Genomic DNA, 24,556 nt, shown 5'->3' on the forward strand with positions numbered 1-24,556 from the left:
GCAGGCAGCACTGACCATGCGACGCTCCTGTATTGTGGGACGTGCCAGTCGGCCCGGCCGTCGCACGTCACATCGTGCATTCCGCCGAGATCGCCGCCTCAAGTGCCGGCACCCAGGCCTTGTAGGCGGCCGCGGTGAAGTGAATGCCGTCGGCCATCTTCGCGCCGGGCGGCAAATGCGGGTCGATAAACCGAACACCACGCGCAACTGCGGCAGCTTCGATCGCGCGGTTGGTCCGTTCGTCAGCTGCGACGGCAATGACCACCAATGGCCGCGTCGACAGCGGCTTGACGGTCTCGATGAGGTCGGTGAAGTCGCGTTGCGCCGTTGGCGATCCGGCATCGTTCGCGCCCACCGCGAGGACGAGCAAGAATGCGCCCTGGTCCTGCAGCACGCGCCCGGCGAGCTGCTTTGCCTCCGGGATGGTCTGACCGCCAACGCCGGCATTGATCACCGGACGTCCGCAGAGCAGCCGGGGCAGCGGAGCCATTTCGGTGATGCTATCGCCGAGCACTACGATCGGAGCCGGCGCGTCGGCGAGCGCGGCGCGTATCATGAATTCGCGCACTGCGGCATGATCGTGAAAGGCGTGCTGAGACACTTCACCGAAACGGTTGCGCATCCTCTGCAGCTCCGCAAAGGAAGCGACAAAACCAATCAGAAAAGTAACGGCCAAAACCCAAGGTAGTGCGCGACGCATTGCTGCTCAGAGCTACCATCGCGGCTCCGGCCCGAGCAATATTCAGAAACAACCGCGCAACGCCGGAGCGATCACTTTATGCGGATCACGCCCTGCGGGAGGTTGCTGGATACGGCGGCGCGCAACCCGTTACCATCGTTGCGGCCGCGCCAACACTCCACTCTTCGATAAGGATCCGTTGCCCGGCCGAGTTCGCGCGGTGCTGAATCGCTCGGTATCGACGCTGTGACGCCGGCCTAATCGAGGGAGGCATTGTCCCGAAAAGACGCCGCCGGTCTCACAAATACACGTCCGGCGGCGTTTTCTTCCTGGACTGGGACACTGAAATCCCCAGCACCGTCAAAACTGCAGAGATGATGCCATCGCGGTTCACGCGGGACGGCTAAGTACGCATGCCGCATCGCTGGATACTTTGACCTAGATCAAGCCCCATCTATCGAAAACAGCGTCACATACGCGCCCCCTGTCATTTCAATTGGAGGGTAGCATGGCAGTCGTCGTGCAGTATGTGGTCAAGCCGAATCCAGGCGGCGACCTCGCAGGAATACTCGAATTGGCAAAGGAGAGCGCCGGGCTTTGGCGCAAGCACGGTGGCAAACCAAGGTTCTGGTCTGTCGCCGTCGGCGAAGCCGGTAATTTCGTTTTCTCAGTGAATTTCGAAACGTTTTCGGCTTACGGCGCGGCGGTTGACAAACTAAACGCCGATCCAGCCTTCCACACTTGGCAAGCGAAAAGATTGAAAGCCGGCTTGACCACCCTCGTGCGCGCGAACATGGCGATCGAGATTGAACTCTGAGTGAGCGGTACGCGAAAATTACGCCGCCGGGCCCGAAATGGTTTGTCCCGGCGGCATAATTTCAGCTGGTTCGCGATGCCCAGCGTCATAACGATAGTGGGATTGTCGTAACGGCCGCATCGACGCCGGTATCAATGCGGCTGTGCGTTCTCGCCCCGTGGGCCGGATCTATTGGGCAGCGAGCGCCCTACCATCAGGAGCGATCTTCAGGCGGCGGCCATTGGGGCACCGGCACGAAATCGTCGTGGGCAAATAACAAAGTGAATTCAATAGATTGTGGCGGAAGGGGTGGGATTCGAACCCACGGTACCCTTGCGGGCACGCCGGTTTTCAAGACCGGTGCCTTAAACCACTCGGCCACCCTTCCAGGCCTTGAAATTGCTTAGCTTTCTTGAGCGGCGGAGAGAACATTTCGAGACTCGGCTACCGCTTTGCTACCCAACGTCGTCGGCGCGCTTGTTTATGGCGGCTCGCATCACCCCGTCAACCGCTGCGGCCGCTTCTCCCTGCATGTTCGGCATCAGGTGCGAGTAAACGTCCATCGTGATCGCGATCGAGGAGTGTCCGAGCCGTTCCTGAACGACCTTGGGGTGGATATTCGACGCCAGCATGTGGCTGGCGTGGCTGTGGCGCAGCCCGTGCAGGGTGACCTTCCAATCCTTCAGGAACGCCGAGACGACGTGGGTGAGGCTCCTGGGCTGCAACGGGGAGCCGTCAAACTGGGTTACAACATGCCAATCATCATCGGCGCGTACCCCGAGCCGGAGCAGTTCCTGGGCCTGTGTGACGCGCCAGCGGCGAAGTTCCTCGACGGCCATGGCGGGCAGGGCGACCGTGCGGGCCCGACCGCTCTTAGCTTCCTTCTCTCGGATTGCGCCGGCGTCGGTCTGTTCCGTGCTGGCGATGACGGCGAGCTGGCCGTTCTCAAGGTCGACTGACTTCCACCGGAGGGCGGTAATCTCGCCACGCCGAAGGCCACAGAGAGACGCCAGCACCAGCGGCACAAAGAGCCGGCGCTCGCGGGCAGCATCGAAGACCGCGGCGGTTGACAGAGCGTCGATCGTCCGAACTGCCTTCCGCTCGATCTTGGGCCGGTCCCGCTTTTCCAGGAGCGCGGCGGGATTGCGAACGATCAGCTTCCAGCGCTCGGCCTGGTTCAATGCGGAGTAGAGGACGCGGTGCATATGGTGCACTGTCCGCGGCGAGAGGCCACCCTTGCCATCACGACGGCCGGTCTCAAGGGCGTTGCTGTAGGCTTCGCTGACGTCGATGGGCTGCAACTTTGAAAGGATCTTGGCGCCGATCAGCGGCGCGAGGTTTTTCGTCGCGATCTGTTCGTATCGTTCGTGAGTGCGAGGCGACACGTTCGGCTTGATGTGCTTGAGCCAGCGCGTCAGAAACTCCGCAACCGTGGTCTTTGAAGGTTCGACGTAGGCGCCGGCCTTCACCTCGGAAATCAGGCGCGCACACTCGGTCTGCGCTTGCCGTTTGTTACCCTTGTACGAATGCCATTTGCGCTTACGCTTTCCGGTGGACGGATCGCGCTGCTCGATAATGATGGCCCAATGGCCGGGCGATCGTTCGCGGATATGACCTTTCATTTCTTGCTCCTCTTGCTTTGCCGCTGCATTGCTGCGTCTCTCGCATCCAAGGTGCGATAGCTTTCGATGCGCTGCACGAGAGCGCCAAGGCTCTTGTTCAGGTCGGTAGCAAGTGCTTGATTTTCAGGTACGTTCGGCTTGCCCGACGCTGCGAACTTCAGGAAATACTCGCCCCAGAACACTCCGTCCCAAGGCGTAGGGTAGTTATCCGGAGCGCGACGAGTTGCCGGCCGCAGTGCTTCTAGGATCGTGATCGTGGCCTCCACCGCGCGGCCATATGCTTGCGGGCTATCTGTCCACAGTTTTTTGCGCGCGATCTCCCAGGACATATCGTTCTCCTCGAAGAGAGCTGCCTCGCCTGCAGCGTTCATTGCTTCTTGGATCAGCTTCAATATGCCGAAGGTCGGCTTGCTGTCGTCGAGGGACTTCGCTTCGAGCGAGCGAACAAGCCTTTCCGTGATCTCTTTATTGAGAGATACGCCGTTTTTTTCCGCGGCCTTTTCGAGCTGATCACGCAGCTCACGATCAATCCGGAATTTCAGTTGGGAGGAGTCTTCCTGCGCCATTTGTCCACACCTAGTGACGGGGAGGGACTGGTTAGCATGTAACCGATATTGACGCAAGGTAACCAAATCATCTATTTCGGTACCATGAAGCTTCGATATTAACCAAGAGGCATATCATGACCGAGAAGCCGGAAGTGTTGGTTTACGACGTTCCCGAGGCGGGGCGACTGTTGGGGATGGGTCGCAACAAGGCCTACGCAGCCGCGGCGGCCGGCGAAATCCCGACGATCCGTTTCGGCAAGTTGCTGAGGGTGCCGAAGGTCGCGCTCGATCGCATGATCGAGGAGGCCTGCGCGGCGCATGCGAAATAGAAAAAACCCCGCGCGGTTAGGCGACGGGGTTTTTAATGACGATCGCACCAGTCAACGCGATTTCCCCGTGAATACGACAACAGAGCCCAGCCCGCAAGGGTTGCAGGCGCGCAGGCTATCCAAGCTTTTTGCGCTCCCGATTGCTCTGGCAATCGTCATCGCCGAGCTGGCTTTCGGTCCGGAGGCGCGCCGATGAGCAATATTCAGCAAATCATCAGCCGCGCAGTCGGTGGCATCGTGAGCGTTGCCAGTATCCGCGATCCGGCGGACGGCTCGGTCCGGTTTACCGTGATCTATCAGAGCCGCGCGCTGTATTGGCAGACACGACACCGATTTCAGCAAGTTGAACATGCGGAAGCCGGCGCGCTGGCCTTGGCCGATTTTCTCGGCGCGGAGGTGCGCTTGTGAACGTTGCCACCTTTCCCGTTTCCGTCGACGGCTGGCTTGCACAATGCCTCAATGAGAACGGCAAGCCGCTCGCGATCGTCACCAACGCCCTGGTTGGCTTGCGCCGAGATCCGGGCCTTAGAGATGCCTTTGCTTACGATCAGATGCAGCGCTGCGTTTTGATCATGCATGAGGTTGGCTGTCCGACCGGGCCATTCGAGGTGCGGCCGATCGCAGATGAAGACGTAACCCGCGTCACCGAACATCTGCAGCGAGCTGGGCTGAAGCGCATCTCGCGCGATATTGTCCGTGACGCAATCAACCAGTTTGCACAGGAGAACGCCTTCCATCCCTTGCGTAACTGGCTTTCGGACCTCGTTTGGGACGGCCAAAAGCGCATCAATGTGTGGCTGACAACGCGGCTGGGCGCCGAGCTGAATCCCTACACTCAAGCCATCGGCAAGATGTTTCTAGTTTCGCTCGTCGCCAGAGTTTTCGAGCCGGGCTGCAAGGCCGACCACATGATCGTGCTCGAAGGCCCGCAAGGCGCTATGAAATCCACCGCCTGCGCCGTGCTCGGCGGCGAATACTATTCCGACAACTTGCCAGAGATCGGTGAAGGCAAAGACGTTTCTCAACATCTGCGCGGCAAATGGCTGATCGAGATCGGCGAAATGCACGCGATGAACCGCGCCGAGAGTGCGCAACTCAAGGCGTTCATCACCCGGCAAGTTGAGCGCTATCGTCCAAGCTATGGGCGATACGAGGTCACCGAGCCGCGGCAGTGCATCTTCATCGGCTCGACAAATCGCGAGGCGTACCTGCGCGATGAGAGTGGCGGAAGGCGATTTTGGCCGATCAAGGTCGGCAAGATCGACATCGACAGCCTGATCGAAGATCGCGACCAGCTATTTGCGGAGGCGGTCCACGCCTACCACGAGGGCGAGCGGTGGTGGCCAGATCGAGACTTCGAGCGCGAGCACATCAAGCCGGAACAAGAAGCCCGCTTCGAAGCCGACACCTGGGAGGAGTCCATCGGCGACTACCTCAAGACGCAGACCCGCGTTTTGGTCAGCCAGGTGGCGAAGGAAGCACTCTTCATCGAGGCCGCCAAGGTCGCGCGCGCTGACCAAAACCGCATCACGGCCGCTCTGGAGCGCCTCGGTTGGCGGCGGGAGCGCGAGGACGGCAAGACCGACTGGCAGGGCAAGCGCTGGTGGATCAAGGCATGACACCACAGCGCACAGCGGACCACAGCGCACTTCCCAATAGAGGGGTACTGACGGAAGGGGTTCATATAGAAAACTCCGCTGTCTGCGCTGTGTCCGCTGTGGGTCCCGGTGAGCCGTCAGGTTCATACGGAGAGCGAACGCGTCCTCCAGCAAATCGGGGTCCGGAAAAGGGTGAATTTTACCGGCTGGGTAAAATCGCCGAGGCGCTCGCCGCCGGCATCGACCTGACGGCCGAGGAACGCGCCGCGGCCGCGCAGGCACTGCGCACCGCCTCGCTGGTGCTGATGCCAACGAAGCCCGGCCAGCGCAGTGTGTCGACCAGGATGGCGCAGGCTGAGCATCAGCGGCTACTGCGCACCATGGCGGCGACGTTCTATTCCGAACAGTCAGCCAGTGGGGCCGCCGACGGCATCGCCAAGCGGCTTGCCCGGTATCGGTCCGGGCCAGATTGGAAGCGCGACCGCACCGCCGCCAGCATCTCCTACCGGGAGACGCTGCGCGGCCACTGCTGGGCCGTCCTGAAGGCAATCGACCGTCCGCTATCTGCCCGGCGCATTCGTGCACTGTTGGCCGCGAGCTAGGACAGCTCATGGCCAACGACCTGAGGCATGGTGAGGACGAATCAGCCCAACGGAGCTTTTGAAATGCCCATTGAGTATTTTCCCAGCAGCACCATCAGAGCATTGTCGGGCGATCTCGGCATCCCGAGCAGCATGGAAGACTGGGAGCGTATGGCCAATGCGGCCAGTGCGACCGCCAAGACCCCGGCCGAAAGGGCGACCTTCGCCCGAATTGCGCAGACCGCCCGCAACATCAGTGCCGGCGCATTGGAGCCCGAGGCACAGGCTGCATTCGCGAGGGTCACACAGGCATTTCAGGAACTCGATGCAGCCACATCGGCCCGCACCGCGGAGCTTCAGGGCTCTCTCGATCGCAACGTCCAGGCCTTGGTCCCGTCGGCGGCGCCGGTCAACACCAGCTTCAGCCTGGTCCGCGGCCGTCTCCCGGACTGGGTGCAAGCGCATCTGGAGCGTATCGATGATGACCTCGACGAGGTGCGCGCGCAGCGTCACAGGCTGACGGAGGAACTTCAGGCGCTGATCCAAGAGCGCGGCGATGTCGTTCAAAAGATCCGGATCAACACCGACGAAGCCCAAGCCTCACGATATGGCATCACCGTCCTCATGCCTGAGGGTCATCCTGGCTTGGTGAAGCTTCAGGCCGATCAGGCCAAGCTCGATGGTCAGATCGCGAAGGTGAATGAGAAGCTGGATGCATCCAAGCCGCGCTTCGAGGCGCTGGATAAGTTGCAGGAGCGCTGCAGGATCTATGCCCGGCACCTCCTGCAGCAGGCATTGGAGTTCATCCCGCACGAAGGCAAGCAGGGCAAAACTGTTGCGGACCTGAAGAAGGCCATTGTCGACATCAGGCAGGAGATCGCCGAACTGTTCGCTGACCTTCGGGAACTCCGCGATCGTCCTCGACCGTCCGCTGACGTGAAAGCCTCCGCCAGGAAGCTGGTAGACACCACCGCGAAGGCACCGAACGTTGCGCAGGCGATCGATCACGGCGACCCGATCACCTGGCCGGTAGCCGGTATTCAGACCGAGATCATTCGGGATGATGGCCGCAGCATGATGGTCGAGGGCCGAGCAGCAGCAGCCTTCGGCCGCACCACTGACGCGCTCGGCTTCCTGCTCTGGGCGTTCAAGGAGCCAATCATCGCTGCGCTCGATCAAGAGATCGACCGCTATGCCGATGACGCAAACGCTATTACCGACGCTGACCGTGCGCTGGGCGAAGCCGAATTGCTCGCCAAGATCCTGCTCCTCGAGCGGGAGGAAGAGCAGCTGATCCGATTGGCGAAGGAACGCGAACTGCCGATCCATCGCCGCGGTGATGCTGATCCGCGCGTCGTTCTCGGCTTGGCCAGCAGCCTGCCGGCGATGGTGGAATTCTAGTGGAGATCGTCCCAGCGCGGCCAATGAGGGAATGGGTTGGCTTCCTCGGCTCGACTGTGGACGCGGGGAGCGCCGTCTTGATGGATGGTGCTCCCCCTCGGTTTCGCAGGGGCTTTCCTTGTGATGCGTCAGCCAGAACTGGACGGGCGGGGCGAGCGTCTCCGGGCTCTCGCCCCCGAGTTCCTGGGTCCTGGCAGGCCGAAAACTTAGTGCGGGGAGCCCGAGTGTTCGATTTCTCTAGCGCGACAGACATTTTCGAAGGTGAACAGTGAACGACGCAGGATTGAGCTTAAGCGCATTGGCCAAGGTGCTCCGCCGCGCCAAGAGCGGTCTGCACAAACTCGCGAAAGCCGGGAAAATCCCACAGATGCCGAACGGTCGCTACGATTTGGCGGCCGTCCAGCGCGCGCTCGAGAGCAACCTCGAACCGAGCCGCGCGAAGCGTTCTCAGGGTGAACGAAATCCGGCCGATCCAGGTGAACAAGTGAACGGGCGAACGCCGCGGCCTACCATCTCGGCGCCGGCTGACGCAGAACAGGCCGTCTCCGTGATCCGAGAGGTGCTTGAACGGGAGGGCGCCTTCAAGGGCATCGTCGACTTTAACGCGGCCCGGACCGCGGAATTGATCCTCAAGTCCTATGGCCGATGGTTGGACAACGAGGAGCGGACCAAGGGTCTCATCGACGCCAAGGCGGCCTGCGAGTGGGTCTCCGATTGGGCTCGGGAAGTACGCGATGCTTGGTTGAATTGGCCTAGTCGCATCGGGGCCTTGCTGGCTGACGATATTGGAAGTGATTCCGTCAAGACCATGATTGCCCTCGAAAAGCATGTTCGAGAGCACCTGTCTGAGTTGGCGGATCCAGATGAAATGAGAAATCGGATCGAGAACAAGATTGAGGCGCTGTGATGCTGATCGTTCCTCCGACTTGGCGACAGCCTTTGGTCCCGGCCGAGCGTGTCATCCTCGAGGGCCTGCTCCGCGCAGGAGGTTCGCTTTGCTTTCCGGAGCCGGACGAGGACACCGATATCGAAGAGATCAAGCTGGTCATCCTGCTCAACGCATTGGCTCTCGACGGCAATGTCGCCATCGATCGCGGCGACCGTTCCAGCCTTTACACTATCACCGACGCAGGCCGGGCCCTGCTCAGCAGCAAACCGCAATAGGAGGGCCCAACCATGGCGGGCAAGAACGACATTGTCATGCGGATCGCGCTCGAGGGCGCGGAGGACGTCCAGGCCAAGCTGAAGCGGACCGGCGAAATCGGAAAGCAAGCCCTGCAGGACACCGAGAAGCGGCTCGCCGATGCTGGCAACGCGGCGCAGAGGCTAGCCGAGCCGATAAGCAGGGTAAGCGAAGCTCTCGCCCCAGTCATCGAACAGGGAGGCATCGCCGGCGCGCTGGGCGGTGCTGGCCCCAGTGGCGTCGGTGGTTTGATAAGCCGACTTGCTTCGGGCTTCCTAAGCCCCGCTGGGCTCGTCGCTGGCGTCACCGGATCGCTGATTGGGCTGGCGAAGCTTGGTGAGGAGACGGACCGTTACAAAGCTCGCCTGAAGGGGCTTGGTGGCAACGCGGACGCCTTTGGGAAGCTATCTGGTTCGGCGAAGGAGTTGGGCACCGACGTCGAAAATCTGCAGCCTGGATTCGAGAAGTTCCTGACCTACCGTCGCGACCTGCTTACTCGGAACAAATACTTTCCTATCTTCGAGGGGAGTTCCGCCGTCGCGCCGGCAACTGACGAAAACTTCCTCAAGGCGCAGGGCGGCCTGCTCGCCGAGAGCCGGGTCGACAAAACGAATACCCAGACAGCATCCGCGGCCATCGGCCAATTCTTCGGGAGCCTTTTCGACAACAAGCTGCTCACGACCGAGGCCGTGAAGGCGCTGCAGCAGGTATCGCCGAATGCGGCAAACTTTGTCGCTCGCTCGGTGTCGCCTCCGTTCGGGTCGGGACGGCCGTTTAAGAACGCTGATGAACTAATCGACTTCACCGACCGCGGCGGCCGTTTACAGCCAAACACGGTCATCGATCAGCTCGCGAGAAAGTATCCGCAAGCTACGGCCGATGCAGAGGCGGCCCGCGGCGTCACTGAAGCTTTCGAGAATTTAGAGGCGGCGACCAAACGGCTGACCACTACGATGGGGGGCGATCACGCTAACCTCACCAAAGGCATCGACACTGCCGCCGGGTATGTCGATAAGACAACCGAGGGCGCCGACAGGCTCTTGCACGCCAAGGATTATCTGCCTGGCGGCGGGCGGTTCATCGGTCCGGTGCGGCCTGAAGACGTGCCACGGGCACCGCAGAGCCTCAGCGAGGTGTTCTCGTCAGATAAGGGTGATCTGCTCGGCCGATTCGTCGGCTATCTTCGCAACGATGCGGCTTCCGGGATCAATGGCGGCAATCCGTTCGGCGTGATCACTGACTTTGTGAAACGAGCGATCACGGATCCCGGTTCGATCGGTCGGCCGATCGAGGCGAAGCCGCTCCCATATCAGGGGGGACCTAATGATGTCGATGTTGTAGGGCCGAACGGAAAGCGGGAAATCTACACTCCGGCGCCCGACGGCGGCGACTTCATTCGCCGCGACCCTAACTCTCGATACAACTGGCCGATCGCGCCGGGCCCGACCGCACCAGCGCCCTCAGTCACGCCCGAACAAGCGCCGCGGGTTGGCGAAGCTCAACCGTTGCAACAAACCGCCGACCTATCCGGCGCGCTGCGCATCATCCTGGAAAGTATATCGGCCGCGGCGAACAACGCAAACAAGCCGGACTTGAAGGTTGACGAGCCCGCCAGCGGCGGCATCCGCGGCGAAGGTCCATCAGGGACAGCAGTCGCCGACGCCAGCCAGGTAATCACGGCGGCGGGCGATAAGCTGGCGGCAGCGCTGGAAGGTGTCGCCTCGCGCATTGAGGCCAAACCGGCGAGCGTGCAAGTGGCTTCAGGCGGGGAGGTCCGCAAGAATATGGATGGCGGAGGTCACGTCAGTGGCCCCGGCACCACGACATCCGATTCCATCCCTGCCCGGTTAAGCGACGGAGAATATGTCATCCGCGCCAGCTCGGCGCGCAAGATCGGGCGGTCCCGTCTCGATCAGCTCAACGCTAACGGTTACGCCGATGGCGGCGATGTCTCGGATGATGACGGTGTTGTTGGCCGCACGCTCGCCAGTGCAACCAGGCTTGGACCCGGTCAGCATACGGTCACGTTCGATCCAGGATCCGGCGGCGCGATCGTCGATGGCATCCTGCATCTGCCCGGCGATCCGCTGCTGGATGATCCTGTCGTCAAGAAGGGCATCGCGGAGAGCAAGGCTGGAATGCGGGAGCAGTCCAAGAAGCCGAAATACAAGAGCTGGTTCAAGGGACGCTTTGGCCACAGCGACGACAGTGACACTTACGTCCGGGACGGTGGCGCAGTCGGTCACTTCGCCGAAGGAGGCCTGGTTGGCAACCTTCTGAGCAGACAGATCGGCTTGCCGCACCTTGCAGGCGGCGGTGCTACCGGCTTCGATATGGGCAGCATCGGCCACGCTCCAACACCGGCGCTGGAGAGAGGCTCGGGCAGCGGCGAGCACCACACCGTGGATTTGCGCACCAACGCTGGCGACTATCCGGTGAAGATGGAGCGGAGCGTTCTCGACCAACTGAAGCGCGAATCGACTCAGGCCCAGCTGGCCCAAGGTGGCATAGCACCGAGCTGGTATAGATGAGGCGAGAGAGATGCTTTTGCCTTCTTCGCCGCATCGTAGGCGATCGAGGGCAAAGGTTGCGAGGTCAAGTTTTCGTCCATCTGTGTAGAGGCTGCTCGGGCGGCGGCGCCGGTGGCGGTATAGGAGCGCCAATGGACGTCGCAAATCGCGCGTAGTCCGCAAAGCGAACAGTCGCACCTTGCATGACTGCCTCAATCGATCCGTCCGATAATGTCCGGTAGGGTATGCCGGACAACACGCTTTCCGCCTGAAAGGGGCCGGCCGTGGTGTAGGCCGGCCTCGGCTCTGGCGCATCTTGTCGCTGCATCACCAGCACGAACAGTAGCGCCAGCAACGGCGAAATCACGAGCGATAGAAAGAACCAACCGATGCCGCTGCGACCGCGCGCATTGGCTGCGACTGCGACGAGGATCGAAAACCCGACCCAGAAGAGAAAAATTTCCATGTGCCCGGCCCCCTGAATTAGTGCAGATCGCTCCTCGCAAAATGCGAAAAACGTTGTAGAGCTACGACTTGTCGAACTTCGTTGGGCTTCCGCGCCGTGGATCAGATGCCGAGCGCGATCGCGCTCGGTTCATGACATCCCGCCATTCTTCGATACGCAATTCGGTCTTGTCGCAGGCAACGAGCTGCGAATCTAACATGCGATTGTATTGAGCCGCCTTTAAGACCGCCGACGGATCCGCGCGGGTCGTCCCTGCGGCGAGCTTGCCCTTCATTTCTCGGATCCAATCACGAATGTTATTCAACGATTCGAGTTCGCGATCGGCGTTGAAGTCATCGTTGATCATGAAGGACTGGTTTAAGCGCTTGAACGGAAACACCGCCGTCAAGCCGTCTGAGGACTGTGTAAATCGATCGAACATCTTTCTTACGCACGGATCGCCAAGCTCGTTCACATACTGAACGACCACGGGGTCGACCTCGATGAACGGAGTCGTGAGCTCGTCCGGCTGCAATCTGAAGATTGAGACCGCCTTTTCTCCGTCAAGAGCAGCATGATAGCCTGATCCAATGAACTGATCTTCGGTATGGTAGATGCGACCCCGCGTTATGAATCCTCTGCACATCAATCCCTTAGACAACAGTGCAAGACAGGCCTGCCAACAATGGTTCACGACGCCGAGCGCGCCTGCCGGCGACATTTCCGTGGAGACCACAGCACAATCTGAAATTTGAGTTATTTGAAAATCGATGTCAGGCGCCAGCTTCGGAGAGCCAGGGCAGAGGCGAGGCCCGCGTTCTCTCATGTCTTCCCGGTCGGCACGGGACCCAAGATCCTTCGTCGCGGCGATTATATCTTGCAGCGGCATTCCTCGACCCGCTTCGGCCTCGGTAACCATGTTCTTGAAGCCTAGGATATCAACGAACGCGATAAATTTGTCTTTGAAGACAGCCGTGCCGCTGGCGACGTCGCTCATGAGCTTAGGTCTTTTATTTTGTTGAGTTCGGCGGAAAGCGGTAGAGTTCCTCAAACTTGCCGTCGACGGTCCGGCCGACAGACCATTCAGAGAATTGCACGGCTTGATGATCATCCACAGCGGCAATAAGTCCGCTCTCAACGTCAAATATCTTGTGCTGGGACTGTGTTTCAAATGCCCGGATGAAGCGCTGAGCGCCGGCACAAATCAGTCCGGAGCCAATGACGCGGGGTATGCGGCTAGATAGTTTTGGCCGCATCGCGGCGTCGGGAAAGTGGATGAGCGGCTGCGTCATGCCGCCGATCTGTATCCAGATCGTGTTATTTTTGGAATCGGCCGTCGGCAACGTAAGAGCTGCTCTCGCACCTCCGCCATCGGCAACGCAAAGTCCAAATGATCCATCCGAACTAAACTGGAAAAATCCTCCCAACGGCAGACGGTCAAAACCGGTGATCACTCCATTGAAATCGACTTGCATTCAAATATCACTCCTTTGAAATTTTCCCTTTTGGCTCGTTCGCGGGAGCAGGCGACAATTGCTCGGATGGTCCCCCACGGAAAATGTCGACGAGGCGCGACAAAACGTCGTTCGCCATAGGCACCTTCGGAGGCGGCGTCCGATGAGCAGCGTCGATATCTAAGAGATCGCAGACATTCTCAGGCTTGCCGTCAACTCGACGCCATATTCCGCGGTCGTTAAACCAAAGCTCGCCCTCGAACCTATAGACCTTAAGCGTCGCGCCCGATGCTACGCCTGGATCGGGTGCGCATGTCCTCACCAGCACGGCATCTCGGTCGAACTTCTTTTGGAATCCGATTTCTTCAGGTGTGGGAATCCGCCTGTTGAAATAGGCGAACACACCTAATGCGACGATGATTGCAATAACCAGAAGAAAGCGCCCCATGGGGCCCGATGATGTTGCAACCGAAGAGCGAGCGCAAGCGCGGTTTTCACGGAAACCGGGTTATTGGTCCTTCGCCTTAAGTCCAATCTCGACCAACTGCCGGATGGCCGTCGCCAGCTTGGGACTGTCGGGCTGATGCTTCGCCCAAGTTCGGACTTCGGCCTGCAACTCTTTTGGCATGCGAACGCCGACCATTGGCGCGGTCCCGGTGGCGGGGCGGCCTCGTCCTATTTTACGATTATCTTTTATTGACTTCGCCATGAATAAAAGATTATCATAAAAGCAAGCCGGGGCAAGGCGGCAACCTCGCTCCGGCTCTAACCCGAGCCACACAGGAGTGGAATCCAAATGACCCAGGCTGTTCGCGTGCTTAGCACGCCACGGACGAACTCGCCCTCTGAAACCGACCATAGCGCCGCCGGCGCTGTTCAATTGTCGTCACCGCAACTGATTTCGACCAGCCGAGCCATCGCATGTCAGGGGCTCGCCACGGAGGCTGAACCCAATGCCAACGTGAAGACTTATGCCGACCGAGCAGGGGGCATAACGAGGAGATCCGCAATGAACCTGATCGCATCCACCGCAGCCTTGGCTGCCGCCGTCCCCACAACCGCGCCAGCGATCGCCGAGGCCGCACAACAGGACGAAATATTTGCTCTGATCGAGGCCCATCGCGCCGCGGCGAAGGCCTCGTCTGAGGCCGCGGACGAACAGTGCCGCCGGGAGGAAATCCTGATCGACGAGGGCATCGGCCTTTGCCCCTACGTCGTCGTCATGTGGGGTGGCCGCCCGGTCACCATCCACACACACGATCAAATCGATAAGAACACGGGCGCCACGGATCGACAGCGCGCAGGGGCTCACGCCGAGCTGGATAGGGTGCTGAAGCGATATAGGGAGATCTTCGGTGATGCCGAGGATGTCGCCGATGCCACCTATAAGGCCGACCGTGAGGCGCTCGATCGCCTGATCTCCACTGTTCCCACGTCGAACACTGGTCTGCAGGCGTTGCTTTCCTACGTGGCGGAGGAGGTCGAAGACGTCGAGATAGCACTCCGAGACGAGGGGCGGCTGGAAACGCTCCTAGTCACGATCCAGGAAGCGCTGGCCGAGCGGGTGACGGCATGAGGACCACGACCCGCCGGCGCGCGCCGCAGTGCCTCGCCACCACGATCCGCAAGGTCGAGCCCATGGGCAGTGGTTTGGTCCGCCTTTACTTCGCCGTCGAGCAGGGCGGCTTATGGGAGGATCGCGCCGTGATCGAGATGCCCAGCATCGGAATCCCCCAGAACTTTGCCTTTACGCTCGAAGCCGTGCGCGAGATTGAACGGGCGGAAGGCGCAGATCTCGACCACACACCGTTGGCGGCCATCCCGCACCTCGGGGCGGTGAACTGATCTGGCGGGCGACTGCTACCGCTTTTGCTACCGAACGACACAGCACCAAACAAAACAGGGCGGCACAGCGATGTGTCGCCCTTGCTTTTTATCGTGATTTTTCAGCACTCAACGTAACGAGACGTCACTACCCGATACGTCAACTCCAGAATTTCAAGACCGGTGCCTTAAACCACTCGGCCACCCTTCCGGATCGATCGGATCAGGCCCTTAGCGTAGGGCAGCGCCGAACGCAACGCGAACTTGGCGGCGAAACCCGGGCCGGCCGGTCGTTCGCCCGGTCCCTGCTGAAGGGGCAGGTCACACATGCGGCAGCCCCGCGCCAATGCAGGCGAGGCCGACAATCAGCAGCGCGCCTGCGCACGCTTCCAAGATGACTGAACGATGCCGTCTTGCATAAAGGGCGAGCACCGATCCCACGATCGTGCTCGCGATACCGAACTCCACGATCATTGATTTAAATCGCTGAACTTTGGCAATTGGCCTTGACGAAGAAAAATGAAATATCTCAGACACTACATGACGCCACGTCGGTGCGGGCATCGGTTTTCGGCTTAACGTTAAGGTGGCGAACCGTGGATTTACGGATCCGCCGCCGACCCCGCTGTTACTGTCGGGTGATCTGGACCGCACTATTTTTGTCGATCGCGCCTGCTGAACATGCTTCGAAACCGGCGGGGCAGCCGCGGCAATTGCCATTCCGAACTAGTCCTAACCAACAGACTTGCAGCCAAATCGCGTGCGCAAAAGTAGTAGCGCGCCGCAGCATTGCGGTTCGTGGTGGATAGAAATTCGGAAAAAGGCGCAATGTAACGTCGTGGGCGGAGGGTGGCCGCTACAGCCTCCGAAGCCGCGTCAGTCCCAGCTCAATCCGCCTTCCAGCTGGGCGCACCGGACGGGGAGGGAGATCTCATGAAGGCAGCGCTCTTGGCATTGTCGCTCGTTGGTCAGCCGCCCGTACAAATTTCAGACAGTGTTCCCAACTTCGACATCAAGGCGCTTTGCGCGGACGTTTCCGTTGACGATAGAGCGTCGGGACTTCCCAAGGACGCGAGTAAGTGCGTGAGTGACGAGACGGTTGCGCGGCAGCAGCTAAACTCGATCTGGCTAACTGTCCCGGCAGGACCGCGTGAAAGTTGCGAACTCTTGGCGGGGTCAGGGCAAGTGCAAAGCTATGTCGAACTCCTCGTTTGCCTGAAAATGATTGACTGGGGCTCGCCATCGACAGTGCCCTCTCAGAGGCCCAAGCAAGGTTCGAAAACGCTAGGCAATTGAGCGCCATTCGATGAATTGCGGTTGAAAGACGCCGCCAATTGAGGCGGTCGGAAACGCTTCAATTGCGGCCGAAGATCAAAGAACGTATCTGCCCGGCTGGGCAGCGGCCTGGATTTGAATTGGCAAAAATAGCCCGCCGGCCGTGAACCGGCATCGTCGGGCCCGGTCTCGGCATCAAGTGCCCGTGAAATGTGAGGCGGTTCACACTCGATCATCGCGAGTTGGTCTAATGCACGAGCGGGTGGCAGCTCGGTGTCGGAGAATTGTGATGCCGTTTTTCAGCAGCCAAAGCTTGCCGTCGGCAGCCGCCGCTTCAGTGCTCAGTATTCTCATCGTGGGAGCGGCTGCCTATTCGGCTGTTGGCTATGTGGAGTGGTCATCGGGCGTTAATCTGACCCATTTCATGGGCCGGACTGCCCCGGATGCCTCAACGCCGGTTCTACCGCTCAAGGGGCGAACAGGTTGCGAGCAGGGCAATAGGCCGCTGCCCGCGCTTTCTCTACCGCTCGAATGACGCCGACCTGAAGCGACAGCGCCCAATCTCCCAAGGAGGAGACGAAACCGGCAGACGGGCAGGCAGGGCAATCGCGCCAGCTTGCTGTGCGAGGAAAAGACGCCGCCGGTCTCAAAAATACACGCCCGGCGGCGTTTCCTTCCTGAACTGGGACACTGAAATCCCCAGCGTCAATTTAACTGCATGGGTCGTGCCGGGAGGGCCTCATCGCCTGCTGGCGACGTGCATCGGCGAATTTGTGCCTGGCTCGGGCGCCCCCATGGTTGCCCATACCGCAACGCCTATAGCCAGCGCTAACAGCACGGTCTTTGTAGCAATCTTGTCGCCAGACATTCTCGAGACGCCTCTCATGCGTCAGCGCGGCAAATCTCAAAAACTACGCCGCCGGGCCCGAAATGGTTTGTCCCGGCGGCGCCCTGTCATTCCCAGCGCTAGGGCCCTGAAATTCCCAACGTCACTTGCTTAGCAGGTACCCGGAGTGACGGCTGTTGCCTAACTCACACAAGGTCCAAAAGAGGAGCCGACGCTCAGGGCCGGCGCGCCAGCTCCTCCGAAACGTGACCGTGCTGCGTCCCCAACGGTCCCGTCCCTCAGAGAAGCCTGCGCCGATCACGTTGCTGATTTGCTAACGGGTCTCATTTCCGGATGCGCCCTGTGGGGTACCCCCTGAGACCTCGCCAGGCACGCCACGACATCGAGTACAATTCAGACAGCCGCGGATGTACCGGCGCTCTGCTGAACCGAGGCGGCCTGCTCACTGGCGCCCGCGCCCCCAGCAGACAGAATGACGGCCTCAGCAACCCACGCTGGGGCCGTTTTCGGTTGCGGCCCGCTGCTCAAAATTGGCACCGCAATTGGCACCCAACTCAACGGGACGGGCAGGGATGATTGAGGACTGGTCGGTTCCGTCGTTTCAAGCACCCCCGGGCCGGCCCGTCATTCGCCCGGTCCGTGAGCTGAAAGAGGCTCATGCTCGCAACGCCGTTGACCGCGAGGGCCGACGTTGGCCATCATGACGGCCATGAAGCGTGTCCTCTTTCTCTGCACCGGCAACTATTATCGCAGTCGATACGCAGAGGAACTGTTCAATCATCTTGCAAGAGCCGAACAACTGGCGTGGCGCGCGTCCTCCAGAGGCGCGGCCGAGCGGGGATCGCCCGACAATGTCGGGCCCATGTCAGTCTTCACCGATGATCGTCTTCGCGCCAGCGGCATTGTGCCGGAAGGCGCAGCGCGCTTTCCGCAGCCCTGTTCATTGGCCGACTTCGACGACGCCGACCTCGTGATCGCGCTCAAGGAGGCCGAGCACCGTCCGCTGATCGAGCGCCGGTTCCCCGAGGTCGCCGACAGGGTGACTTACTGGCATGTGGACGATATCGACTTTGCGCATCCGTCAGTCGCGTTGGCCTTGATCGACGATCACATCCGCGCGCTGGTTTCAGCGCTCAGGTCATCGGCTCGCGCTTCAGGAAGATCTCCAGCGCAAACGTAGCCGGGCGCGCGAGCATGCCGCTGATGCGTTCGAGGTCGTCGATGGCGACGATCTCGAGGCGGCCTTCGGTCACCGTCAATTGGTCGATGGGCACGTCCCGCGCGAGGAACACCTCGCCGCGAAGCGTGCCGTTTGGCGTTGCATGATCGAGACCGGAATAGCGGCCGATCAACTCAAAACGCTCGGGCGGCAGGTAGTAGCCAATCTCCTCGTGGATCTCGCGCACCACGCATTCGAGAAAAGTCTCGGCGCCTTCCCGCCGTCCGCCAAACAGGCTGACCTTTCCGCGATCGGTAACATGTGGGAGGTCGTCGCGCAGTTGCATCAGCAGCCGGCCATCTGTGCTGACGAGAAGCGCGGACGTTCCCTCCCTGACCCTGCCGATCATCCGTACATCCTCTTCTGGAAAAGGCGAGGATGCGTCACGAGTGGGGCGGGGAGAAGACCGCGCGCCTGCCGAAACCCGATCGGCGGGGAATGAGATAGGGGTAATCGATCACAGTCGCACGGGCGCCGATGGCGCCCGAGGTCTCAAAAACGTTCAGCCGAACGCGAACGCCAGCAGGCTCGAGCACAGCAGCACCAGGCTGGCTGCGGTCAGGGTCAGAAATCCGTCGGAGACCAAATCGTGATTACGCATGACACACCTGCCTTCAATCGATGCTCATCCGAATTGATTAAAGCTTTCCGAACATTCACTCCTGGAAAGAGGTGACGCGTCTTTCCACCTTCAACGGACTGTCAGGCCCGGTACCGATAGCCTTCCACGGCGTGCGCCAAGAAGATCGCCGCACTCACCAGGCCCATCACCGCTGTAACCGTCTCGATCATCGCAAACTTCCTTTGCGCCCCACGCGGACGAGAAAACGATTGCAGCCTTGCACAGTCAAAAAGATTCAATTGTTGGAATCCAAGATGCCCCCCGACTGATGATTTGCTGCAACAGTGTGTCTGATAGCGGGACAGGCCAGGGCGTTTGGCGGAGACGAAGGTCAAGTAGAACGACGGAGGAGGCGCAACAGACCATTCACCAAGACGCCACCGCCCGCCGGCTCTCCCCATTTCCGCCGTGTTCCGGTTGCGATATCGTCACGCTCTGGTGCGGAGGTGGGCCGCACAGCGACGGCAAGAGACTTCGACGCCTCGGAGTAGGCGCAGGTCCGGCAGAATGGTACTTGGGGCAGATGGGGATTAGACGGCCAGATTCGATGATCCGGACGGCGCGCGGCGCCGTTGCGGTGGCGACGTGCCTCGTCCTCGCCAATTGTGCCTCCTCGAACAAGTTCGCCAGCCGGGTCGACCCCAAATACGGGGTGTCGTCGAGCCCGCGCGTGGTGGCGCTGGGTGATCCCGTGCCGAAAGGCGGCGGCACCTATCGCATCGGCAAGCCTTATGTTGTCGCCGGCCGCACCTATGTGCCGGAGGAGAATGAGAACTACCGCGCGGAGGGCATGGCGTCCTGGTACGGCGACGATTTCCATGGCCGCCTGACCGCCAATGGCGAGGTGTTCGACATGGGCTCGCTCACGGCCGCCCATCCGACCTTGCCGATGCCGAGCTACGCCCGCGTCACCAATCTGAGCAATGGCAGATCGCTCGTCGTTCGGGTCAATGACCGCGGCCCGTACCACGGCAACCGCCTCATAGACGTCTCGAACAAAGCCGCAGAACTGCTTGAATTCAAAGGCAATGGCGTGGCTCGTGTCCGCGTCGAATATGTCGGCCGGGCGCCGCTCGAAGGGTCCGATGACCGCCAGCTGATGGCGACCTTGCGCACCGGTACTCCCGCGCCGTCCCCATCGATGGTCCGCGTCGCCTCCGCACGGCCGTTCGTGCCTGAGATGTCGTCCTCCTCGGGCCGGATTCGCGGCGACGTTCCGTTGCCGGAGGGGCGGCCCTACAGCCTCGGCAACACCCAGGCCGACTACGCCTCGGTGAGCGCCACCTCCGAAATGTCGGCCTCGAGCCGGTCGCACCGGCGCGCCCTGAATAATCCGCGCGAAGTCTCCTATGAGGGTGACGCGCGCTATGCCGCAAGCCCGAGCCCGGCGGCCGCCTATGTCCCGATCGACGCGCGGGGGCCGGCCGAAGTCCTGAGCGGGCGCGGCCTCTACTGAGCCATGCGCTTACAGATCAAGCCCTTGGCCTGATCATTTCAGAAACGCGATCAGCGCCTCGTTGACCTCGTCGGGGCGCTCCTGCTGGATCCAGTGGCCGGCGCCTTCGATGATCAGCTTCTTCCTGAGGTTCGGCAACACGCGCTCCATGTCCGCGACCCGCTTGGCGCCGATCAGCCCGGTGATCACCGAATCATTCGAGCCGGCGATGAACAGTGACGGCTGATGGATCTGCGCGTCCTGCCAGGGCGAGGTCAGTTCCCAGTTGCGATCGAGATTGCGATACCAGTTCAGGCCGCCGCGGAAACCGGAGTGCCGATAGCCTTCGGCGAATTCGGCAATGTCAGCCTCGGTCAGCCAGGCCGGCAACGGCATTCCGGCCGGCAGCTTGCCGAGGAAGCCCTTGGCCTCGTCGACGAACATCGAGCTTGGATCGGAGACGCCACGCCCGAGCACCAGCCGCATGGTGTGGGCGATGTCGCGCTCGAACTCGGCCTCGGCCACGCCGGGCGCCTGGAAGTACTGCCAATAGAAATTGGTGATGCCGCTGTCGCGCAGGGTCTCGAGCGGGCGACCACGGCCGCGGAATGGCGGCGGCACGCTGAGGCCGGCGACTTTCGTGAAGATGTCGGGACGGAACAGGGCTGCGTGCCAGGCCACCGGCGCGCCCCAGTCATGGCCGACGATCATCGCGCGGGTCTCGCCGAGCGCGGCGACCAGCGCGACCATGTCTCCAACCGTATCGAAGATCGTGTAAGCACCGACCTCGGCCGGCGCGCCGGTGCGGCCGAAGCCGCGCATGTCAGGCGCGACGACCCGAAAGCCTACCGCGGCCAACGCCGCGATCTGGTGCCGCCATGAATAGGACAATTCCGGCCAGCCATGACAGAGCACGACCAGCGGGCCTTGTCCGGCCTCGCGCACGAACATGTCGATGCCGTTGGCGGAAATGGTGCGGGAGGATGACATTCGCGTTTCCGCCTTGTTTGCCGGTTCTGCTGACGTTAGCTGGTTCCAAGGATACGGACGTTCAACGCAGGCGGCAATCCGGCTTGCCGTGCACAAGCGCAGAAACCTCAGTTGTTTGCGATACTTCCAGCTGTTAGAACGCAGTCTTTCAGGACATCGCCGATGGCAGCCCCAACCGCAGTTCCCCGCACGTTGTCAGCTCGCGCCGGGCGTTGCTGGCGCGGCCTGGTCGCGGCCGCGGTCGCGCTGGCGATCGGTTGCGGCGGAATGGTCTATGCCGCCAACAACAGCGTCCAGGGCGCCAAGAAGGAAGAGGGCGGGTTCGACGGCGATGCGCCGACCGCGATTCTGGTCGAGGCCAGCAGCGGCAGCGTGCTGTTCGAGAAGAACGCCGACGAGCTGCGCGCGCCATCCAGCATGATGAAGCTGATGACGGCCGAGGTGGTGTTCGACGCCATCAAGAAGGGCGACATCAAGCTCACGGACGAGTACCGGATCAGCGAGAGCGCCTGGCGGCGGGGCGGGGCGCCGTCCGGCACCTCGACGATGTTCGCGGCGATCAACAGCAAAGTCTCGGTCGACGATCTCCTGCATGGCGCGATCATCCCGAGCGGCAACGACGCCTGCATCGCGCTCGCCGAAGGCATTGCCGGCAATGAGCATACCTTTGCGACCGATTTCATGACCAAGCGCGCCCGCGAGCTCGGCATGACCAAGTCGACCTTCGGCAATTCCAACGGGCTGCCCGACCCGGCCAACAAGATGACGGTGCGGGAACTCGCAACGCTGGCGCGCCACATCATCCTGACCTACCCGGACAGGTACAAGCTGTTCGGCGAGAAGGAATTCACCTGGAACAAGATCCGCCAGCAAAACCGCAATCCGCTGCTGAACGCCTTGCCCGGTGCCGACGGCTTGAAGACCGGCTATACCAAGGAAGGCGGCTACGGCATGGTCGGCTCGGCCGTGCAGAACGACACGCGGCTGATCGTCGTGGTCAATGGCCTCGAGGATTCCGAGGACCGCGCGACCGAAGCCAAGAAGATGCTGGAATGGGGGTTCCGCAGCTTCGAGACCCGGACCCTGATCGCGGCCAACCAGCCGGTCGGCTATGCACGGGTGTTCGGCGGCGAGAGCCGCTCGGTCAAGCTCGTCAGCCCCGATCCGATCAAGGTGATGGTGTCGAAGAACGGCAACGACAAGCTGCTGGCGCGCGTCATCTATAGCGGCCCGGTCAAGGCGCCGATCACCGCCGGCCAGAAGATCGGCGTGGTGCGGGTGTGGCGCGGCGCCAATGTCGCAATGGAAACTCCGGTCTTCGCGGCGGACGCCGTCGGCACCGGATCGACGATGCGTCGTGCGCTCGACGGCGCCCAGGAGCTGGTCATCGGCATGTTCCGCGCAGGGGTCGAGAAGCTCTGACATGGCGGAAGCAGCAGTCCAACGGCCGAGCTTGCGCGGTCGCTTCATCACCTTTGAGGGCGGCGAGGGGTCGGGGAAATCGACCCAGATCCGCAAGCTCGCCGAACGGCTCGATGCCGCCAAGCTGCGTGCGATCGTGACCCGCGAGCCGGGCGGCTCACCAGGGGCTGAGATCATCCGTCACCTTGTGCTGTCGGGGATGGGCAAGCTGCTGGGGCCGGAGGCCGAGACGCTGCTGTTTGCCGCTGCGCGCGACGACCATGTCCGCACCGTGATCCTGCCGGCGCTCAATCAGGGCATCTGGGTGCTGTGCGACCGCTTCTTCGACTCCACGCGTGCCTATCAGGGCCAGCTCGGGCAGGTGTCGCCCGAACTCGTCAATGCCATGCAGCGCGTGACCATCGGCGATCTCAAGCCCGATCTGACCTTCATCCTCGATGTGCCTGTCGAGGTCGGATTGCAGCGCGCCGCTGCGCGACGCGGCAACGCCACCGCCGATCGCTTCGAAGCCGAAGGCATCAAGTTCCATCAGGATTTGCGTGACGCGTACCGCCGGATCGCGGCCGAAGATCCGGAGCGCTGCGTGCTGATCGACGCCACGGCCGATCCGGACACGGTTACGGCCAGAATATGGGCCGCGCTGCGCGAGCATCTGCGCGCAGCGCTCACGGCGGACAATCCTGCATGAGCGCGCGCAAGGTCGAACAGGAGAGCGCCGCCCGCCCTCCGCGCGAAACGCCGGATTTGTTCGGGCATCGCGAGGCGGAGACCGCCTTGCTCGATGCCTATCGCAGCGGGCGAATTCCGCACGCCTGGCTGATCGGCGGCGCGCAGGGCATCGGCAAGGCGACGCTGGCCTACCGCATGGCGCGGTTCGTGCTGGCGTTTCGCAATCCGAAATCGTCCCAGGTTCAGGCGGCGCCGACGCTGCGGGTAGATCCGTCCGATCCGGTGGCGCGGCAGGTCGCGGCGGGCGCCCATGGCGGGCTGCTGGTGCTGGAGCGCGGCCTCAACGATCGCGGCGTGATGCGGACCGTCATCACCGTCGACGAGACGCGCGAGACCATCTCGTTCTTCGGCTCGACCGCTGCGGTCGACGGCTGGCGCGTCTGCATCGTCGACACCGTCGACGAGCTCAATCCCAACGCCGCGAACGCGCTGCTGAAGATCCTCGAGGAGCCGCCGCAGCAATCGCTGTTCCTCCTGGTCAGCCACGCACCGTCACGGGTGCTGCCGACCATCCTGTCCCGTTGCCGCAAGTTGCTGCTGCGGCCGCTGGAGACGAGCGATGTGGTGCGCGCGGCCGCGGCCGCAACCGATATCGAAGCCGACGATCCGGCGCTACTGGAAGCCGCCGCAGCATCCGAAGGCAGCGTCGGGCGGGCGCTGTCGCTGCTCGGCGGCGATGCGCTCAAGCTGCAGCAACGCACGGCCGCGTTGCTCGCGACGCTTCCGAGCGTCGATCCGCGCGAGCTGCATGCGCTGGGCGATGCGCTCGGCACCAGTGACCGCGTCGCGCTCGCCGCTTTCATCGACGGCATCGATCGCTGGATGAGCGAGCGCATGCGCGCGGGCGATGCCAACGCCAATCTGCCGCGCCTTGCACGGCTGGCGGAGGTATGGGAAAAGATCGTCCGCGCCGCGCGCGATACCGAAGCCTACAATCTGGAGCGCAAGCCGCTGGTTTTCTCGGTGTTTTCGATGCTCGCGGATGCGACCCGATAGACCCGATAGACACCGCGTCTGACAACACATCCGTCTGACAACACTCCCGAC

27 protein-coding genes and 1 tRNA gene are annotated in these 24,556 nt (G+C 61.7%); 17 read left to right on the plus strand and 11 right to left on the minus strand.

Features of this window, described 5'->3' with window-relative positions; genetic code table 11:
- Positions 1-67: 67 nt before the first annotated feature.
- Positions 68-700 (minus strand): SGNH/GDSL hydrolase family protein, encoded by a 633-nt coding sequence (locus ACE10X_RS22320; RefSeq protein ID WP_375762853.1) that lies wholly within the window; start codon positions 698-700, stop codon positions 68-70.
- A gap of 487 nt (positions 701-1,187) precedes the next feature.
- Between ACE10X_RS22320 and ACE10X_RS22325 the strand changes: the two genes are divergently transcribed.
- Positions 1,188-1,496, plus strand: a complete 309-nt coding sequence (locus ACE10X_RS22325; protein WP_100213607.1) for a hypothetical protein — start codon at positions 1,188-1,190, stop codon at positions 1,494-1,496.
- Positions 1,497-1,773: 277 nt separating this feature from the next.
- Here the strand turns inward: ACE10X_RS22325 and ACE10X_RS22330 are convergent.
- The 3 genes from ACE10X_RS22330 to ACE10X_RS22340 form a co-directional block, all read right to left on the minus strand.
- A tRNA-Ser gene (locus tag ACE10X_RS22330) sits at positions 1,774-1,863 on the minus strand.
- A 67-nt stretch (positions 1,864-1,930) separates the two neighbouring features.
- The gene (locus ACE10X_RS22335) at positions 1,931-3,097 is read right to left on the minus strand and encodes a tyrosine-type recombinase/integrase (protein WP_375762854.1); all 1,167 of its coding nucleotides are present in this window, start codon (positions 3,095-3,097) and stop codon (positions 1,931-1,933) included.
- Positions 3,094-3,663 carry an Arc family DNA-binding protein gene (locus tag ACE10X_RS22340; protein WP_375762855.1) on the minus strand — a complete coding sequence of 190 codons (570 nt, stop codon included), beginning with the start codon at positions 3,661-3,663 and terminating at the stop codon, positions 3,094-3,096. Before ACE10X_RS22340 ends, ACE10X_RS22335 begins: the two co-directional genes overlap by 4 nt.
- 116 nt (positions 3,664-3,779) lie before the next feature.
- Between ACE10X_RS22340 and ACE10X_RS22345 the strand changes: the two genes are divergently transcribed.
- The 8 genes from ACE10X_RS22345 (at position 3,780) to ACE10X_RS22380 (ending at position 11,268) form a co-directional block, all read left to right on the plus strand.
- Positions 3,780-3,974 carry a helix-turn-helix domain-containing protein gene (locus tag ACE10X_RS22345; RefSeq protein ID WP_375762856.1) on the plus strand — a complete coding sequence of 65 codons (195 nt, stop codon included), beginning with the start codon at positions 3,780-3,782 and terminating at the stop codon, positions 3,972-3,974.
- Between the two features lie 192 nt (positions 3,975-4,166).
- Positions 4,167-4,382 (plus strand): hypothetical protein, encoded by a 216-nt coding sequence (locus ACE10X_RS22350; RefSeq protein WP_375762857.1) that lies wholly within the window; start codon positions 4,167-4,169, stop codon positions 4,380-4,382.
- Complete coding sequence (locus ACE10X_RS22355) at positions 4,379-5,593, plus strand: VapE domain-containing protein (RefSeq protein WP_375762858.1); 1,215 nt, start codon at positions 4,379-4,381, stop codon at positions 5,591-5,593. Before ACE10X_RS22350 ends, ACE10X_RS22355 begins: the two co-directional genes overlap by 4 nt.
- A complete protein-coding gene (locus ACE10X_RS22360) occupies positions 5,590-6,174 on the plus strand; it encodes a hypothetical protein (RefSeq protein WP_375762859.1) in 585 nt (194 codons plus the stop codon). The genes ACE10X_RS22355 and ACE10X_RS22360 overlap by 4 nt, the downstream gene beginning before the upstream one ends.
- Positions 6,175-6,237: 63 nt before the next feature.
- Positions 6,238-7,554 carry a hypothetical protein gene (locus ACE10X_RS22365; RefSeq protein WP_375762860.1) on the plus strand — a complete coding sequence of 439 codons (1,317 nt, stop codon included), beginning with the start codon at positions 6,238-6,240 and terminating at the stop codon, positions 7,552-7,554.
- 268 nt (positions 7,555-7,822) lie between these two features.
- Entirely contained in the window at positions 7,823-8,461 is a 639-nt protein-coding gene (locus ACE10X_RS22370; RefSeq protein ID WP_375762861.1) for a hypothetical protein, read from the plus strand.
- Entirely contained in the window at positions 8,461-8,718 is a 258-nt protein-coding gene (locus tag ACE10X_RS22375) for a hypothetical protein (RefSeq protein ID WP_375762862.1), read from the plus strand. The genes ACE10X_RS22370 and ACE10X_RS22375 overlap by 1 nt, the downstream gene beginning before the upstream one ends.
- Before the next feature lie 12 nt (positions 8,719-8,730).
- Positions 8,731-11,268 carry a hypothetical protein gene (locus ACE10X_RS22380; RefSeq protein WP_375762863.1) on the plus strand — a complete coding sequence of 846 codons (2,538 nt, stop codon included), beginning with the start codon at positions 8,731-8,733 and terminating at the stop codon, positions 11,266-11,268.
- Positions 11,269-11,332: 64 nt separating this feature from the next.
- On the opposite strand, the gene ACE10X_RS22385 is transcribed toward ACE10X_RS22380, so the two are convergent.
- From ACE10X_RS22385 to ACE10X_RS22400, 4 genes are all read right to left on the minus strand, one after another.
- The gene (locus ACE10X_RS22385) at positions 11,333-11,713 is read right to left on the minus strand and encodes a hypothetical protein (protein ID WP_375762864.1); all 381 of its coding nucleotides are present in this window, start codon (positions 11,711-11,713) and stop codon (positions 11,333-11,335) included.
- Positions 11,714-11,774: 61 nt separating this feature from the next.
- On the minus strand, positions 11,775-12,689 hold the full coding sequence (locus ACE10X_RS22390; protein ID WP_375762865.1) for a hypothetical protein: 915 nt from the start codon (positions 12,687-12,689) through the stop codon (positions 11,775-11,777).
- A gap of 13 nt (positions 12,690-12,702) precedes the next feature.
- Positions 12,703-13,167: a hypothetical protein gene (locus tag ACE10X_RS22395; protein ID WP_375762866.1), complete on the minus strand. Its 465-nt coding sequence runs from the start codon at positions 13,165-13,167 to the stop codon at positions 12,703-12,705.
- Positions 13,168-13,174: 7 nt separating this feature from the next.
- The gene (locus tag ACE10X_RS22400; RefSeq protein ID WP_375762867.1) at positions 13,175-13,594 is read right to left on the minus strand and encodes a hypothetical protein; all 420 of its coding nucleotides are present in this window, start codon (positions 13,592-13,594) and stop codon (positions 13,175-13,177) included.
- Positions 13,595-14,155: 561 nt separating this feature from the next.
- On the opposite strand from ACE10X_RS22400, the gene ACE10X_RS22405 reads away from it, so the two are divergent.
- Both ACE10X_RS22405 and ACE10X_RS22410 read left to right on the plus strand, forming a co-directional pair.
- Positions 14,156-14,722, plus strand: a complete 567-nt coding sequence (locus ACE10X_RS22405) for a hypothetical protein (protein WP_375762868.1) — start codon at positions 14,156-14,158, stop codon at positions 14,720-14,722.
- Positions 14,719-14,991, plus strand: coding sequence for a hypothetical protein (locus ACE10X_RS22410; RefSeq protein ID WP_375762869.1), 273 nt, complete (start codon positions 14,719-14,721; stop codon positions 14,989-14,991). The genes ACE10X_RS22405 and ACE10X_RS22410 overlap by 4 nt, the downstream gene beginning before the upstream one ends.
- 300 nt (positions 14,992-15,291) lie before the next feature.
- Here ACE10X_RS22410 and ACE10X_RS22415 read toward each other — a convergent pair whose 3' ends face one another.
- Entirely contained in the window at positions 15,292-15,444 is a 153-nt protein-coding gene (locus ACE10X_RS22415) for a hypothetical protein (protein WP_304495401.1), read from the minus strand.
- 1,090 nt (positions 15,445-16,534) lie between these two features.
- Between ACE10X_RS22415 and ACE10X_RS22420 the strand changes: the two genes are divergently transcribed.
- Together ACE10X_RS22420 and ACE10X_RS22425 are read left to right on the plus strand one after the other, a co-directional pair.
- Positions 16,535-16,780, plus strand: coding sequence for a hypothetical protein (locus tag ACE10X_RS22420; RefSeq protein WP_375762870.1), 246 nt, complete (start codon positions 16,535-16,537; stop codon positions 16,778-16,780).
- A 1,012-nt stretch (positions 16,781-17,792) separates the two neighbouring features.
- A complete protein-coding gene (locus ACE10X_RS22425) occupies positions 17,793-18,272 on the plus strand; it encodes a low molecular weight phosphatase family protein (RefSeq protein WP_080583439.1) in 480 nt (159 codons plus the stop codon).
- Here the strand turns inward: ACE10X_RS22425 and ACE10X_RS22430 are convergent.
- Positions 18,226-18,660 (minus strand): NUDIX domain-containing protein, encoded by a 435-nt coding sequence (locus ACE10X_RS22430; protein ID WP_375762871.1) that lies wholly within the window; start codon positions 18,658-18,660, stop codon positions 18,226-18,228. The two genes, ACE10X_RS22425 and ACE10X_RS22430, sit on opposite strands and share 47 nt — an antisense overlap.
- A gap of 796 nt (positions 18,661-19,456) precedes the next feature.
- On the opposite strand from ACE10X_RS22430, the gene ACE10X_RS22435 reads away from it, so the two are divergent.
- Positions 19,457-20,389: a septal ring lytic transglycosylase RlpA family protein gene (locus ACE10X_RS22435; protein WP_080583437.1), complete on the plus strand. Its 933-nt coding sequence runs from the start codon at positions 19,457-19,459 to the stop codon at positions 20,387-20,389.
- A gap of 33 nt (positions 20,390-20,422) precedes the next feature.
- Here ACE10X_RS22435 and ACE10X_RS22440 read toward each other — a convergent pair whose 3' ends face one another.
- Positions 20,423-21,358 (minus strand): alpha/beta fold hydrolase, encoded by a 936-nt coding sequence (locus tag ACE10X_RS22440; RefSeq protein ID WP_038386363.1) that lies wholly within the window; start codon positions 21,356-21,358, stop codon positions 20,423-20,425.
- A gap of 267 nt (positions 21,359-21,625) precedes the next feature.
- Here ACE10X_RS22440 and ACE10X_RS22445 point away from each other — a divergent pair, with 267 nt between their 5' ends.
- From ACE10X_RS22445 to ACE10X_RS22455, 3 genes are read left to right on the plus strand one after another with little or no spacing between them, the layout of a single operon-like run.
- Positions 21,626-22,780 (plus strand): D-alanyl-D-alanine carboxypeptidase family protein, encoded by a 1,155-nt coding sequence (locus ACE10X_RS22445; RefSeq protein WP_193375434.1) that lies wholly within the window; start codon positions 21,626-21,628, stop codon positions 22,778-22,780.
- 1 nt (position 22,781) lies between these two features.
- On the plus strand, positions 22,782-23,468 hold the full coding sequence (gene tmk, locus ACE10X_RS22450; RefSeq protein ID WP_038386365.1) for a dTMP kinase: 687 nt from the start codon (positions 22,782-22,784) through the stop codon (positions 23,466-23,468).
- Positions 23,465-24,505 carry a DNA polymerase III subunit delta' gene (locus tag ACE10X_RS22455; protein ID WP_375762872.1) on the plus strand — a complete coding sequence of 347 codons (1,041 nt, stop codon included), beginning with the start codon at positions 23,465-23,467 and terminating at the stop codon, positions 24,503-24,505. The genes tmk and ACE10X_RS22455 overlap by 4 nt, the downstream gene beginning before the upstream one ends.
- The last annotated feature ends 51 nt before the right edge of the window (positions 24,506-24,556 follow it).

The organism is Bradyrhizobium sp. Pha-3, assembly GCF_042258325.1.
GTDB classification, from domain to species: Bacteria; Pseudomonadota; Alphaproteobacteria; order Rhizobiales; family Xanthobacteraceae; genus Bradyrhizobium; species Bradyrhizobium elkanii.